At 49.8% G+C, this 15842-nt stretch carries 12 protein-coding genes; 2 read left to right on the plus strand and 10 right to left on the minus strand.

The window, feature by feature from the left end:
- The 10 genes from METTU_RS15345 to METTU_RS15390 all read right to left on the minus strand — a co-directional run bounded on the left by METTU_RS15345 (position 1) and on the right by METTU_RS15390 (position 13308).
- On the minus strand, positions 1 to 2373 hold the full coding sequence (locus tag METTU_RS15345; RefSeq protein ID WP_006892691.1) for a polysaccharide biosynthesis tyrosine autokinase: 2373 nt from the start codon (positions 2371 to 2373) through the stop codon (positions 1 to 3).
- 51 nt (positions 2374 to 2424) lie between these two features.
- Positions 2425 to 3540 (minus strand): polysaccharide biosynthesis/export family protein, encoded by a 1116-nt coding sequence (locus tag METTU_RS15350; RefSeq protein ID WP_040581267.1) that lies wholly within the window; start codon positions 3538 to 3540, stop codon positions 2425 to 2427.
- Between the two features lie 117 nt (positions 3541 to 3657).
- Entirely contained in the window at positions 3658 to 5079 is a 1422-nt protein-coding gene (locus METTU_RS15355) for an undecaprenyl-phosphate glucose phosphotransferase (protein WP_006892694.1), read from the minus strand.
- Positions 5080 to 5531: 452 nt separating this feature from the next.
- The gene (locus tag METTU_RS24860; RefSeq protein ID WP_302050593.1) at positions 5532 to 5660 is read right to left on the minus strand and encodes a hypothetical protein; all 129 of its coding nucleotides are present in this window, start codon (positions 5658 to 5660) and stop codon (positions 5532 to 5534) included.
- On the minus strand, positions 5648 to 5833 hold the full coding sequence (locus tag METTU_RS15365) for a hypothetical protein (RefSeq protein WP_006892699.1): 186 nt from the start codon (positions 5831 to 5833) through the stop codon (positions 5648 to 5650). The genes METTU_RS24860 and METTU_RS15365 overlap by 13 nt, the downstream gene beginning before the upstream one ends.
- Positions 5834 to 5907: 74 nt before the next feature.
- Complete coding sequence (locus tag METTU_RS21880) at positions 5908 to 6543, minus strand: STM2766 family helicase-associated protein (RefSeq protein WP_006892700.1); 636 nt, start codon at positions 6541 to 6543, stop codon at positions 5908 to 5910.
- On the minus strand, positions 6534 to 8576 hold the full coding sequence (locus METTU_RS15375) for an STM2767 family DEAD/DEAH box helicase (RefSeq protein ID WP_006892701.1): 2043 nt from the start codon (positions 8574 to 8576) through the stop codon (positions 6534 to 6536). Before METTU_RS15375 ends, METTU_RS21880 begins: the two co-directional genes overlap by 10 nt.
- 302 nt (positions 8577 to 8878) lie before the next feature.
- Positions 8879 to 9205, minus strand: coding sequence for a type II toxin-antitoxin system RelE/ParE family toxin (locus METTU_RS15380; RefSeq protein WP_006892702.1), 327 nt, complete (start codon positions 9203 to 9205; stop codon positions 8879 to 8881).
- 7 nt (positions 9206 to 9212) lie between these two features.
- On the minus strand, positions 9213 to 9506 hold the full coding sequence (locus tag METTU_RS21885) for a type II toxin-antitoxin system Phd/YefM family antitoxin (protein ID WP_006892703.1): 294 nt from the start codon (positions 9504 to 9506) through the stop codon (positions 9213 to 9215).
- 136 nt (positions 9507 to 9642) lie between these two features.
- Positions 9643 to 13308 carry a hypothetical protein gene (locus METTU_RS15390; RefSeq protein ID WP_006892704.1) on the minus strand — a complete coding sequence of 1222 codons (3666 nt, stop codon included), beginning with the start codon at positions 13306 to 13308 and terminating at the stop codon, positions 9643 to 9645.
- 344 nt (positions 13309 to 13652) lie between these two features.
- Here METTU_RS15390 and METTU_RS15395 point away from each other — a divergent pair, with 344 nt between their 5' ends.
- Together METTU_RS15395 and METTU_RS15400 are read left to right on the plus strand one after the other, a co-directional pair.
- On the plus strand, positions 13653 to 15242 hold the full coding sequence (locus tag METTU_RS15395; protein WP_006892706.1) for a sensor histidine kinase: 1590 nt from the start codon (positions 13653 to 13655) through the stop codon (positions 15240 to 15242).
- 22 nt (positions 15243 to 15264) lie between these two features.
- Positions 15265 to 15840, plus strand: coding sequence for a hypothetical protein (locus METTU_RS15400; RefSeq protein ID WP_006892707.1), 576 nt, complete (start codon positions 15265 to 15267; stop codon positions 15838 to 15840).
- The last annotated feature ends 2 nt before the right edge of the window (positions 15841 to 15842 follow it).

A 15842-nucleotide genomic window follows, 5' to 3' on the forward strand; every position in this document is an offset into this window, starting at 1 on the left:
TTACACTTGTACCTTGTCGTCAATCTCTTCCGCAGATTCCGCACCAGGCAGATAATCACGCTCCTGGCGTTTGCCCAACCAGTCGCCCACCGCCTGATAGCTGGTCGTAAATACCGACGGACCCTTGGGCTCCATGTCGGTACGCTTGTAGGCGTAGCCGTAATAAGGGTAATACGACGATCCCTCTTTCATATCATTGATAATGAAGCCGTTCGGTTTCACGCCGACCTGTTGGAAACGCCTGAAACTGACTTCCAATTCCTGCGCCGTGTAGCGGCCTTCCTTGACCACCAGGAAGGTGGCGTCGGCGTACTTGCCGATAACCGCCGCGTCGGTGGCGCCCAAAATCGGCGGCGAATCGATCACGATATGGTTATAAAAACTCTTCAACTGCTCAAGCGTCTCCTCCAGATTGCCGAGCACCAGCAATTCCGCCGGATTCAGCGCCATACTTCCCCGCGGTATAAAGTCCACTCCAACATCGGGCAGGCTGACGATAACCTCGCCCAGGGTCGCCCGGCCCGCCAACAGGTCGGAAAGCCCCGGCTCCTTGCCGACGGAAAAAGCTTCATGCAATCGGCCGTTGCGCATGTCGGCATCGATGATCAACACGCGTTTCTTGATACTCGCCAACAATGCGGAAAGATTGGTGCTGACAAAGGATTTACCCATGCCGGGCGCAGGGCTGCTGACCATGATGACTTTGCTCGCGTCGCCGGCAAACGTCGCTTCCAGCGTTGTGCGCAGGCCGCGCAGCGACTCCACCGAAATATCGAGCGGGTCCTGGCTGACCAGAATGCCGGGTTCGCGATCCCTGCCCTGATCGATCAGGCGCGCCAACCGACGCTGCTTTTTGCTATGCGGGATGGCGGCAAATAGCGGCAAGCCCACCTGATATTCCAGCAAGGCCGGGTAATTATCGTGGCGCTGCAAGGAGTGTCTAAGAAACACTATCGCAGATCCCGCACTCAAGCCCAGCAAGGTGGCGATGGCTAACAGCAGGCCGGGTTTCGGCCAATACGGTTTTTCCGGAGTCACCGCAAAATCGACAATGCGCGAGTTGCCCAACGAACCGGCCGCGGCAATGCGCTGCTCCTGGGCGCTGTTCAGCAACGACGTGTAAAGCTCGGTATTGACCTGCACATCCCGCGACAGGCTCACAACGTTCTGCTGAGTGCGCGGTAAATCTTTAATGCGTTTATCCAGATTCGCCAGTTTTTGGTCGATGCGTTTGATTTGTGCCTTGGTGGCCATCATGTCCGGATGAGCAGCCTCCAGATGTTGGTTCTGTTCTTCGTACTTCTGTTTGAGCTGAATGCCCAGCGTCTCCATTTCGGAGGCCTGCTTGAGCAGTATTTCAGCCTCGGCGGATATATCGACCGCGCCATGCTGCTGCCTGTAGACACTCAAGCCCTGCTCCGCTTTTTCCAAACGTTCCTTGACAACAGGCAACTGACTTTCCAGAAAACCCAGCTTTTGCGAGGCTTCCGCAGACTCCCAATTGACGGTCGCGTTGACATAAATATTGGCGATGTCGTTGACCGATTTAGCGAGTTGCTCCGGTTCACGGCCCTTGAGTTCGACGCTGAGAATATCGGTATCCTTGGAAACCTCTTTGACCGAAAAAGCCTTTTGCAGGTTTTCGATAGCGGCCAATGAGGTTTTCCGGGTCAACTCGAAATGAGTGCCGGGATGAGCCGCGAGTTCTTCAATTTTAATAACGGCAGGCGCAGTTTCGCCCATGTCGGCGATCAGCATTTCGCCTATCCGGCCTTCGGCCAGGACCTCATCCTTAGGCCCGAGCAAGCGAAAGCGGCCTTCTTCGAGAGCGATCAGGGTAAACGCTTTGCCCAGATAACGATCCGGCACCGTGAAGGTAGCGATTTTCATCTTTTCGCCGCCCCAGGCCCAACGGCTAAATCCCCACCATGAACCGGCAACCCCGTCGTGAGCGTCATGCCTTCGCGCCAGCGTCTCTCCGATAAGGGGGAAATAATTGGGAGAATATTCCACCATCAGGTTCAGGTCATCGACCACCTTGCCGAGCACCGAACGGGAGCGGAGGATTTCCACCTCACGTTGCGCACGGGGATTATCGGCTTCAGTCGCAGCCCCGTTCGCCTCGCTGTGTAGCGGGGCGGCGAGCAGCGCCTTGTTCTTGTCGATCCGCAACAGCGCGTCAGCCTTGTAAGTGCGCGGCGCGAGCATTAAATAGGCCGACGTCACCAGCAGGACAGCCGATAGCGCTATCAGCACGATCTTTCTGCCTTCGATCAGCAGATCGATATAATCGCGAATACTGACGCCCTGCTCTTCAATCCTGGACGGATTCAGCGGCGGGAGCTGTAGAGTCGCTTCATTTTGTGAATACATAATCTTTCATATCCTAATCATGTGAAAAGAAAATTCGAGTCTTGCACACCGTTACAAGCCCATGGTGGCGGCTTTCGACATAACCGACGTGAAAGATGACGGCAGGATTTGGTTGAGAACTCGGGACCACTGGGTCACGCCTGCGGTACTTACGAAAACGGTATCGTGCGCTTGCAAGTGGAACTGGTCCGCTAGAATCAGGGCGTCAGGCGATTTCGCATTCAACTGGAAAATTTCCGGCTTTAGCTCCCCTGTCTTTAGTTCTCCTGTCCGAATCACATAAATCTCTTCCGACCGCGAAGTATTGAAATCAACCCCATAGGCTTTCGCTAGCGCCTGTGCGAGCGTCAATTTTCCCTTGTTGATTTGCAGGGCCTGCTGCTTGCCGACTTCGCCCATTACGAACACCTCGTTGTCCTTGCGGTCGGAGACATTAAGCACGTCGCCGTCCTTGAGCAGCAGGTTTTGCTCAGCGCCGCCCTTTTCGTATAACCTCAGAACATCGATTTTATAGAGCTTGCCATCGCGGGCCAGGGTCACGTTGCTCATATCGGCATCCTCGGTCACGCCGCCGGCGCGGCTGATGGCTTCTGTAATAGTCAATGGCGTCTCCGTCATGGCCTGGATCCCCGGCGTTTTGACCTGACCGACCACGGCTGCCCGATGACTCTGGAAAGACAGCACCCGGACATCAAGTTTGACTTTCTTGAAGTATTTGGAAAGCCCTTGGCTCAATAACTCCCGAACCTCGTTGGCAGTTTTCCCTTTCACCTGGACGTTGCCCACATAGGGGTAATAAAGCATACCGTCATCTTGGACCATCTTGCCCGCCAACTCGGGGTCGATTTTCTCACCTCCCGGATCGTTCAGTTCTGGATGTTCCCACACCGTGATTTGAAGCCTGTCATGCGGGCCAATCCTATATTCGGTCATGGGGACAACCTGAGACGGGAGATCATTGATCTCCTGCCGTTTCGAATTTTCCCGCTCGATAATCAGGTCTGCGGTAATCTGAGAAACCTTCGCCTTTTCCTTGACTAACTTGCCGTCTTTCATCATCGGAACCTCTATATTCGATAACGGGCTGTTGGTCTCCATCTCCATGCCGGGCGTTAAAGAGCAGGCTTGCAGCAGCAAGACCGGTATCAAGGGCATTGTTCTAAACATTATTCTAAACATGGCAAATGTGTTCCTATAATTTAAAAGCGGGCAAAGGACGAAAGGCAAAAGGCTAAGGAGCTGTGTAATTTGGAAATTGGATTTTTTCGCCCTTTGCCTTGCGCCTCAATACGCATTCTTATTGATAAAACCGGTCAACACGGTGCGCAGTGCGATTTCCAGATCGAACCATACCGACCAATGCTGGATGTAATACAAATCGTGTTCGATGCGCCGGTTCAGGTCGGTGTCCCCGCGCCAACCGTTGACTTGCGCCCAGCCGGTGATACCGGCCTTGACCATGTGCTTTTTCATGTAATTCGGCACCTGGTCCTTGAACACTTCGACAAAATCCGGGCGCTCCGGCCTGGGTCCGACCAGCGACATATCGCCGGTAAGCACGTTGATCAGTTGCGGCAATTCGTCAAGACTGGTTTTACGCAAGAAACCGCCAAACCGGGTCGCCCGTTGTTCGCCGGGTTTTGCCCATACCGCGCCGGTTTTGGCTTCTGCATCCACCGGCATCGAGCGAAACTTCAGCATCGTGAACGAACGGTTGTTCCAGCCGACCCGTTCTTGCCGGTAAAATACCGGGCCTTTTGAACTCAGCTTGACGCCGATAGCGATCACTAACAGCAACGGACTGATCAGAGCCAACAGGATCAGCGCAAACAACCTATCCATAACTTCCTTGATATAGCGGTTAATGCCGTGCAACGGAGAAACCGAGAAGTCCAAAGTCGGAATACCGGCCACCGTGTTCAAGCTGAGGAATTTACTTTGCTTGAACGCGAAACAGTCGATAACCAGTCGGATACTGACCGGCAGATGGCGCAGTTGGTATTGCGCACGTTCCGCAAGCGATTCGCCGGGGAACGCAATCCATACTTCGTCAATGGCTTCCTTGGCGACGATGGCAGCGAGGTCGTCCAATCCGCCGAGTCGCGGCAGAGAAAAATCATCCACCAAATGCCGGTTTTCGGACCGGGCATCGACATAACCGATCACTTGCAAACCGGCCCAGGATGATTGGCTCAACTGTCGGCTAACCGCAACGGCCATCTGGTTTAATCCGACCAGGACGATACGCCCCTGAGACCAGCCGCGAGCACGCAACCATTGCAACATATGGGAAAGCAAGCTACGGGCGGTGAGCACGAATAACAAGCCCAGCACCCACCAGGTGACGATCCAGCGATAACTGGAACCGAACCAGAAATGCAAACGAATCAGCGCAACAATGGAGATAACCGACACGATGGCCGATACCCAAGCCCTGACGATACGCGGAATTTCCCCGCGCATCGCGTCATTGCGCCAGGGGCGGTAAACCTGGCCGATTTCGAAAAAGATGATGGCCGCCAAAATACCCAGGGAGACCACTATGCGGTAGTCCTGATCGATGACAAACTGGCGAAGCCATAAATAATGGGAGACCCAAGCGGCGCCAATGAGCATGGCTATATCGATAAACCGCAGCAACAGGATCACCGTGTGTCCATATTGCTTAAAGAGCCCGTTGAAGATGTTCCCTATACCGAGTGGCATATTCGTTAACCCCCTATTTTGTCTGTATCCAATGATGAACGGAAAAAACCGTCCATCCCCAAAGTCATCGCAACCGGCGTTACGCGCAGGTCGCTACGTTTGGATAAAGGTTACAGAAGCAAGATGAGGGGAATCCTGTGGGTTTAATTAAAATCAGATGAAGATCTGAATGGTTTCAGGAAGGGAGCAATAGCGTGCCGTTGTCGGATTTTTACCCAAAGCGGCTATTGACTTGCGTAGGATGCTGTCGACGCAACGAGGCGCATCAATCGCGAACGTTGCGCTTCACAGCAGGAATCGGTCAATATCGAGTGATCCGTGAAACACACACAAAATATCAATTCTTTTTGAGCTTTTGATTAAATACGTAATTCGGTAATGTCCGTACAACAAATGCGAATATCGCCGTCGGATTCTTTGCGATACAGATAGCCGATTTCTGGGAAATCGCGTCAAAGCTGAGCTTTTGCATAAATACCTGAGACAACATTTGCGGCTGCGTCCGGCTTGTCTTGGATAATATAGTCATAAATATCCCACAGCCATCGCTCGGCCTCCGCAGTCCAGTTTATTTCTGCCATGTGAGGATTCGATGTTCCATTTCTTCGTTAGAAATTATTCGACCTTCGCGGGAGTCTTTTAAACCGCGTTCTACCATGCGCGAAAAAGCAAGCTCCCGCAAAATTTCATCAAAGCGGCTGTCGTCAGGCTGAGCTTGAACTATTTCAGAAACCCTTTCTTTGACTGTTGACATAATACCCCCCTATATTTGGTCGTAAGAAAATGCGATAGACAATCCGTAGGGTACGCATTGCGTACCCTACGGAACTATAGCCTCTCAAGAAAGTGGCTATCAGTTTCTAAATCCAATAAATCCATTAAATGGTTGTCTGTAATTCTTTGCCTTAGCCCAATTTTAAATGTAGACCCTGAACAATAAAAAATATCCAGATGGTTTAATGGATGCCTTTGACCATTCACATGTTTATCATCATAATCATATCTAATATAACCGTCTTCAAATAACAATAACTCTTTAAGCAAAGACCAAAACCCACTATTGTAGTCTTCAATATCAGCTACAGGATCCGCAAATTCCAGTACATGATCTGAACTCAGAAGTACCTCAGATGCTAATAAACCAAGTACGTCAGATGTTACTTTATTGTCGACTTTATTGCCGTTCTTTGATTGAAAGGACAAATCCTTATTCGCATGAAAAACCAAGAACGGAAAGTTTATTGAAAAAAATTTATCTTCTGAGAAAAAAAACAACCTACTCATCTTCGATACACGCAGAACGACTTTCCCTTTGATTCGTTCACTATCCAATTTATCGTCAACAAGTATTATTTTTATAATTTTCATGAGTAATTCAATTACTTGAATCTTGTCCCTTAAAGGAGAAAATATCCATTTAACTTGCCTTTCATCAAGATCGAATTTAAAGGACTTCAACTCCATTCTCTCCGCATGTTCTTATAGTTGAATTCAATGATCCTTCTAATATGGCCGCTATCGAAATCCTCACCAACAAGTTTTTTCACCGCGTCAAATAGGGGCTGTCTACAATCTGACTGCACATCGAGTTCATCAAATATTGACGTTATAAAATCATAATATGACATACTGCTATTGCTGTATTTAATAGTAGTCTTGATTTTTTCTCGCTCTTCTTCGGAAGGAGCACTGACCTCTATGTACCCATTTTTATTAATCCCTTCCAATCCTTGTTGAATCTGCCCTATCAGAGACTGATTATTTATCTGAGAAATTAACAGGTAAGTTTTTATGAACGATCTAGTTAGCATCATATACAAGGCATTCCTTGATCCAGGTGTATTACTAATACGATTGTTAACGCAGATTACAAACGGAAACTCTAATCCTTTTACATTATTCTTATTGCTTATAAATAGAGTATCTTTTATCTTGCGTCTTGTTTCATACGCTTTGTTAACATTCCAACCAAAATTTCTTGGTATGGACTGTTCAAGCGCATCGGCCACTAAATATGTTTCGTTGCCGTTTTCTGTGAAAATGATGCCTATATCATCAGCTAATACCGTAGGGTTATTTTTTCTTATATCCTTAATTATGGTCAATATTCGCGCCTGAACGTCACAACCTGTGCCGCTACTAGTCAGAACTAGCTCCACGCTATCAAAATTTTCGCTACCTAGATCTTCAAACCTCCTAAGAGGCTCTCTTTTTAGCCTATAGCGAGTATCATTGCTGACTTTATTTATAAGATATCCGCATGCCGTCCACTCACGGTCCTCTAGCCAACGCAATTTTTTTGTTTCGAATAGCCCCATACCTAAAGAGTGTGCGAACATTAATGTTCTAGGATCTGTTCTGTAACATTTACTTAGTAGAAAGTCCGGTTCAATATTGCTCACAATATTCTCATCGAATATGCTTTGAAATATATCCCCCGCAATATATACCGTAGATTTAGTTACTCGCTCACATAAATCAAAAAATGATTGTGGGAAGTCTTGGCTTTCATCAATCAGCATATAGTCAAATGCAAAGTCTACTTCATTTTTCTCTTTGATTTGCTCTAAGGCCAACCTACATGCTGTATCAAAACTCATTGAATAGCTGTATCGGTAAAATGTAAGGCCATAATGCTCACAAATATATCGATAAGCGCCGGAATCTTCGTCTATTAGAGAACCCCAGGCATGTACGCACCAAAGGCGTTCATTCCACTTGATTTGCTGCTCGACCTTCATGAAATTGAAGAAATCTGGAATTCTCTTTTTTATATTGTCTGCCAAAATTTTGTTGTGGCAGGTAAACATTATCTTGCTATTTTCAGACCCAACATATAGTTCTTTTAATTTATGTAGCAATAGTTCAGTTTTTCCGGTGCCAGACAATCCTTGTATTCTAATAACAGGATTTGTAATTTTCTGGTACACGAAACGCGTTTGATCTCCATCGAAAAGTAGAATTTTCTGTTTGACTTTATCCAGCAAGTTATCGGGGACACTTCCTTTTACTTTATCAATATCATTAATACTTCCCGTTAATAATGATATTAAAAGTTCGCAAACCTTTTGGCGATCTCCGGCATTGATGTAAGTTTTAGCCAGCAAATTTTCCAATGAAAAAACTGCTGGATCATATTTAACCTCCTCAATTAGATCATCTCTCCAAGAGCGGGGGCGACCAATAACTTGTTTATAACGATACTTATCGGAAATGGAGCCCAAATCCTCAATGAAATCTTCAATATATGACTCAAAGCTACCAACAGCCTCACCGAAGTTAATAAATATTATTTTGTGCCTTGGAATTAAAAGAACTAATCCGTCCTCATAGTCATATGAATATTTGTTGTCACCAAGCGGTTTGTTGATTATGTAGACCTGTTTTTTTTCTTGATTTGAATATTTATCCACTTGATCGATGAGGATATGGTTTTTATCGTTTTTTTCTGCTTGTAAAAAGAAAAAACTGCTTGTCATGCTTGTCATGCTTGTCATGTTTCTATCCATTTAGGAATTAATATTTTCTTACGTACAAATTAATTAGTTTGCGAGTATTGATCACTTTCCAGCTGGCTAGTTATGCAGCCCTGAATTCAATCTTTTCAACAGCATCAAGATTAACTGTTTGCCTAGCATGATAATCGAACACGGTAAGGCGCAATAAGCAATAGCCGTATGTACCGGATGAGATACGCTGCTTATCGCTAATCCAACCAGACTACTGCATCAGGTTCCGCTACTTGGCATGACCCTGTCAAATGGGTTCAGCATCCCAACGTCCAAACAACGAGATCAAGTTAAGTGAGCGGGTTCCCCATAGATGCCAGAATATTTTTAATATTCTGTGCCGAATTGAAAATAAACAGTATTTCAACGACATCGTTTCTTACTCTATAAAAACTCACATAATTTTTATAGGGCAAACTCCTGATCTCGATTTTTGCTTCCATTTCTTCATAAACCTTACCCGCCAACGGAAAAACAGAGAGCGTTCCAGTTAACGACTCTACGATTTCTTCGATAAATGTTTCTGCCCGAACCGGACTGTCCAAAGCGATGTATTCGGCTATATTAAGCAAGCATTGATCAGCGCTTTCAGTTAATACAATTTTATGTATTTTCATCAAAAAACTAACTAGCGGCTACTGCTAACCTGGCTCTTAACTTTGTCTTCAGGTCGTTTATATGTTCCTGGTTGCATTCGGTTACGCGGCCCGCTTCTGCGTCGGCGATTCCTGAAATAATTCCATTATGGATGTCTTTTTTAAAGGCTTCGCTTACTTGAATCAAAGCTTCAACATCATGCATTGAAAAAAATATCCCTATTGGACGCTCTCTTTTGGTAATCATTACCGGTTCTCTTTGCGCCGAATCCAAAAAGCTACCGAATGCGTTTTTTGCTTCTTTAGCTGAGATGGTTTTCATGTTCATAGTTCCTATGGTTAAGAATTACATAGCGGCCATTATAGCTACTTTGCAATAAATCCAAACGCATTTTCCGTATATATAACATAGGTAAAATGCTGTGCTGTCGTCTCCTGAAAACGAACCGTTTTAAGCATCAATACCGGGCCAGTCGTTCATACTCGGCGCGCGCAAGCACATAAACAGGGCTGGCGGAGACCGGGATGTCCGCGTTCCCGGAGGCATCAACCGTCAGTTCTTGAACATGCCCCACCACATCCACCAGCACCCAGGGTTTACCGGGAACAAGCTGCTGCCGCCAATTGCCGACTGCCTCATCGGTCCGCCAAATCATCAAGGTTTCGCCGAAATAAGCCGCCTGGATATTGGCGTCCTTGGTATCGAAGGCTTTATACGGCAGGCCGTCGATTAAGGCGCTTGCGGTATAGAGTGCCGCCTCGCCGGGCTTGTGGCCCATCGAGTAATCCCAGATCCGGCCATAGGCTAGGTCGTATTCGTGACCGATACAGAAAGCTATGCCCAAATAGTCGCTACGGCTGTTGACCCAGGCGATCATTTTCGCGACCTGCTCGGCCTGCCAGCGGCGTCCGGTCAATCCATGCATCGCCTTGGCACCCGTTTCTCCCAGCCAGAACGGCAAGCTGTTTTTCCGGCCCAAGCTGGCATAAGTAGCCAGCACGCCACGTTCATCCTCGTTTTCGCCGTTGCCGATCGGGCCTCCGAAACGTGGCGCTTGCTGAGGATAAGCATGGATATCCCAGGCATCCTGATAACGGTCCAGGCCCAGCTCCAACACCTGTTTGAACCACTGCCCTGCCCCCTCCTTATCGCCCGGCCGCACCAGACTGCCGCCGACGTAATGGGCATCGCTACGCTGCTTGTGTACCTGTTCATATTCCCATTTGGCGCGTTGCACCCAATGCGCGGGCTCGCGTAGTTTTTGCCATTCGGCATCCGAGCGAATATCGATCTCGTTGGTCGATTTGAAGAAACGGGTAAATGCTGAAGCCGTGTCGATGAAGTTTTGCCCGTCTGCCGGATTATCGTTGAGCCAAGTACTGTCGCCCGAGGAATCGGCGAACAAGACTAATCCACGTTGCTTAGCCTGCTCCCATTTGGCCCGATACTGCGGATCGAAGCCCGGATAGCTGCCATAGCTTTTGTAAATCCCCATCCGTTCCAGCCAGGAGAAATACCCGCCATCCTGCTTGAAGCTCTTGTCCCCGTCGGCCAAGGCGTAATAGTCGTTGCTCCATAGTTTTTTCTTGTCCAGCCTGTGCTTTTGCTCGGCAGCTCCGCCCACGACTGAGAAGCCGTCGGCGGGATAGTTCATGATCAACTTGCCGTCAGGTGTATATAAGGAAGAATAAACGGCGTAGTAGCCGGGCTCGCTAACCTTGCCGAAATCCACTTCGGCTTCACCGGGAAACAAGCCGGTTATTTCCTGAGCCGCGACCTCGTTGCCGCTGTAGTCAACCAGTCGCAGACGCAGTTTTGCCGGAAAGCGCGGCAACGGTGCTGGCAAGCCGGTTTCCTCCAGAATCGGATGCCAGCGCATATCCACCCGCAGTTTGAGCGGGTCGCCCGGATGAGGCAGATTGGCCGGACCGTCCACGAAGATCAAAGGGCGCAGCTTGGCGGCGATGCCGTTAAGCGCCAGATCGGCGGCGGGATCGGTCGGTTGCGTCTTGATCGAATCCAGTGGCTTGCCGGTCGGATCGGTGAATAAGCCAGCAAAGTAGAACCGCTGGCCTTGGTCATGCTGCATCACCAGCTTGACCAGCAGGCTGTGCCATCCGGGCGACAGTTCCAGCGTCGCGAGTTGCGGCGCTTCGGGGCGAGTCGACAACGCGGTAGCCACCAGTCCTTCGGTAGTCAGCCCCTTTAGCAGTTTTTTTACTTGCTCGCCGGGAGATGACGAAAACCCGGATGGCGGATTCGGGTCATCAGCCAGTTTGAACGGCTTTCCATCCAGCCAGCCGCCGGTTTTGATACCGGATTGTTTCAGATGCAGCAGCGCCTGTGTGGGCTGATCGACATGCAGGTACAGCTGGGCATAGCCGCTGCCGCGCGACCAGCCGTAGGCATGTTGGGTGCTGGCCTCAATATCTGTGATGCCATTGGCTTGCGTCGGCTCAACACGCCAAGCCCGCATTTCCCCGCCCATCATTTGCAGGCTGAGATAGGGTTGGCCGGGATTCGGGCGCAACACGGACTCGCTATCCAGCCCGAAAACCGACAGGCCCGATAAACCGTCCTGCAAACCGCCCACCAGCCAGGCATCCGGTATGCCTCCCTTAAGCGGCTTAGCGGTTTCGCCAGCGACCGCAGGCGGCGTGGGCATCATGCCGCCTTTGGCCGGATCGGCAAGAAATCCGGCTACGTCCTGTTCGCTATTGGGCTGGGCCAAAACGCCGAGGATGCCGTAATGATCGTCGGTCATCAATGCGGCAGGCAGTGCCGGGAGATTCAAGCTGCCGGACAGCGCTTCGGCTTCAGGCCCTATCAGATAGGAGACCGACAGTTTTTCATAACTTGGGCGCGCGGCATCGGAAGCCAAGCCGCGAAACAGGACTTCATCTTTTCCGCCTTTGCCGTCGAGCACAATCAGACGGCGATTCGCGGCAGGCACTGCCTTGGTCAGCGCCAGAAAGCGATTTCTGGCTTGAGCCTGAGCGGCGGTCATCCAATCGCCCAGCGGCGTCTCCAGTTTCAGCAGGAAGGCGTCGAAGACTTTGGCCCCGTCCGCCTTGCCGGTGTTGTTGATTTCCAGCCAGCGATCGCCCGGCAATACGGTGACGGTAGCTGCGGCTTGCAACCACTGATATTCCCAAGGCGTGGTGTTGGTCAGGGAAAAATCGCCGCGTGTCGCCAGCTCATCGGGCTTTGCTCCGGCCTTGACCGTGAAATTTTGATTAACCTGGGAGACCTCGCCGCCGCTTTTGTAGCGGGCATAAAAACGGTACTGTCCCGGAGCAATTGCCGGGTTCAGTTCAAAACGAAAATTCGCGCCCCAGCTTCCGAAACCTGGGTGAAAAACCTGGACTTCGTCCTTTTCGGTCAATACCGACTCGGCACCGGGGCCTGCCGTGGCCGTGCCCAGTTGGACTTGCAGCGCGGGATCTTTTTCCATGGCTGCAAGTGCAGGCGCTTTGCCCAAGTCCAGCAACACCAATGGACTGTCTGCCGTACCGCTCGTCGGCAGAGCGGACAATGGCGAGGCTAACAGGAAGGCGTCGAAAACTTTGGCATCATGGCCTGCGCCGCTATCCCGCACTTCGATGACGGCATCGTCGGCCTTAAGGCTGACCGGCGACTCGGCGGCTATCCAGGCATAATCCCAACCCTTGGGCTTCATGGACAGCGTAGCGCGCAACTCCAGCCGGGATGGATCGGGTCCGGCCCAGACTTCGAACGATTGTACGCAGACATTGGGATCTCCGCCCTGCCGCCACCGAGCCCAAAAGGTATAGGGCTTGGCCGGGAAACCGGGTTTGACCTTGAATCGAAAGCTGACTTTCCAGCTGCCGAACCCAGGGTGCAAAGAGCTTATTTCATCTTTATCGACCTGAATCGACGCGTCTCCTTCGTGGGCGTAGACTTCGCCTGCAAACACCCGCGTGGTCTTATCGCCTTCGCCGACCGACGGCGGCGCACTGCCCAATTCGAGCAGCAGCGCCGGCCTCTCGGCTGTGCTTTGTATGGGTAATCCAGAGAGTACAGCGGCGTTGGCAACCGACAACCCGGACAACGCAACCAACACCGTTTGCAATGTAAAAAGAAATAAAATCAATGGCTTCATGACTATTCAAAATGGGGTTATGGATAAACTGACGAAATTATTCTTTGCGTGCATAGGTATCTATACAACGCGTCATTCCTGCAGGGATGACGTTAATACAATTTGCGTAATATCTATTAAAGCGAACGTTTACTTTGAATTTAAACAATACTTTTAATCACACCCGACAAGCTAGTGATGCGACACTTGTGTGTATAATAACGACTATTAAGCCGAGCTAGCCAGCAAATGTATCAGATGCATGTTTGGACTTTTCGATGCCCGAATCGGGTTCCCGTGCAGCGCGGCGTCATGGATGGATTGTTGTAGAAAGGATTACTTTTAACAATTAAATACGGAGATCCATGAAGGAGCTTATTCCCAACTTTATTCTGGATATTTTCAGAAAACCGGATTTGTCGAAACTGTGGTCGAAACTGTGGTCGAAACTGTGGTTGAACCAAGGGGGGCGATTTGCGTCTCTTTGCGACCGGATGACATTCAAAAATATTTTATCGCTAAAATCACTGATTGTTCTGGGCTTTGTGGTTGCCGTTATTCCGCTTTTTTTGGCCGTCATGTACGCCGCTTTCGGCATGCGCGAAACCTCGGCATTGGGCAGGACCATCAATTTCCAGGTCTTCGAACAGACCAAGGCCGTACGCCTGGTTTTGCAAAAAACTGCCGATATTGAGCGAAAAGCCAGACTATTCGTGCTGCTGTCCGATCCGGCCGTACGTCAGCCTTACGAACAACAATCGTATGAAAGTACCCGGGCCTCATTCAAACAAGCCTTGAGCGCGTTGCTAAAACTGCATGTCGATAACAAAATCGCCCTGTTGGTCAACGAATTATCGGAAAAGGAAAACCTGATTTATCAACAAATCATTGGCTCGGCGAGCGAGAATAATCTCAAACTGCCGGTCGATGAGGCGTTTCAGGGACTGCGCGAGTCCTCCGCCAGCCTTTCGCGCGAATTCGAGAGCTACGTTGATCATGAATTCAACGAATTGCGCCAGCAATCGGAATCCCTTGAACAAGGGCTGTTAATCAAGGGCGCGGTTCTGTTGGCCGTCTCGTTTATCTTCATCGCAATACTGCTGGCGGTAGTTTCGCAGTCAATGCGGCAACTGAATACCTGCATCCGCCGTCTGGGTTCGAGGGAACTCGAAGAGCCGATTGACATTACCGGCCCTTCGGATTTGCGCTATCTGGGCAATCGTCTCGAATGGCTGCGAACCCATTTGATGGAACTGGAAGCTTCGAAACAGCAGTTCATGCACAATGTCGCCCGCGAGATCGACCTGCCGTTGGAGAGTATCCGCGAAGGCGCGGAACTGCTTGCGAACGAGGCGGCTGAGGAATCGAGCAATGCACGGCAGGACATCGCACGATTACTGTGCAACAATGTCGACAAGCTGAAAACAGTGTCCGATGAATTGGTTCGTTATAGTCAGATCAACGCGCAGCCGGAAACGAACCGCAAGCAAACCGTCAATATGAACGACCTGCTTGAGTCGGTCATCAATGATTGTCAACCCCGTCTACAGGCCAAATCGATCAGCTTGAAAAAGCTGGTCAGGCCGGTCGAGATTTCCGGAATCCACGATCAGTTGCGAAGCATTATCGAACAGTTAATGTCGAATGCGGTGAAATATTCGCCGACGGGCGGCGAAATACGCATCATGCTTCGCGATTCGGGCGCGCAACTGGAATTGGAAGTTGAAGATGAGGGTCCGGGTATCGATCCCAATGAACGTTCGCATGTATTCGAGCCCTTTTTCCGCGGCAAGACCGCCCAACCCGAAGAGAATACAGAAGGTCCGGGATTGGGGCTTGCCATTGTCAGGGAATACGTCACCAACCACCAAGGCAAAGTCGATATTATCGACGCAAGACAAGATCAACATGGGGCCCGCATCCGCGTTCAAATACCGCTAACCGGAAAGGCCTAACCAATACGGAACACAACTATCTATGCTGTCATTACTTTCTATTCGAAACACAGGCTTAGCGCTAAGCCTTTTACTGCTGGCCGGATGCGCCGAGTTCAATGCCGGTTATAACGGCTATCCAAACCAGTATAAAGACCCTTATGCGCAGTCGGATTTTGACGAACTGCTGGCTTTCGGAGCCAACATGGCCAAAATATCGCCCTCGTCACGCGCCGAGGTGTGTCGCACCTTGCTAAAACGCCAAAAAAACCCTCCCGGAGCAGGAATACACTTGCACCTGATGGTCGGTCGCTTACTTTCCGATAGCTGCGGTGAAATCCCCAGAATTCTGGACGGGATAAACGCTATCCCACCCGGAAGCCTGCCCGATGAACGGATGCAGCGACTTGTCGCTATTCATACCGAAGCCTTAAAACGTTTACAAAATGTGTCGAGAAAACCCGGTACGCTGGAACATAAACAAAAAACAGTCCAATCTGTACCGGAGTCGAAGGATACAAACGAATCGAAGAAGGATGAAAACCGCTTACTGCGCGAAAAACTGGAAGCCATCAGATCCATGGAGAAACACCTGGACGAAAGCGGCGACGCAAACTAGAA

This window comes from Methylobacter tundripaludum SV96 (genome assembly GCF_000190755.2).
GTDB classification, from domain to species: Bacteria; Pseudomonadota; Gammaproteobacteria; order Methylococcales; family Methylomonadaceae; genus Methylobacter_A; species Methylobacter_A tundripaludum.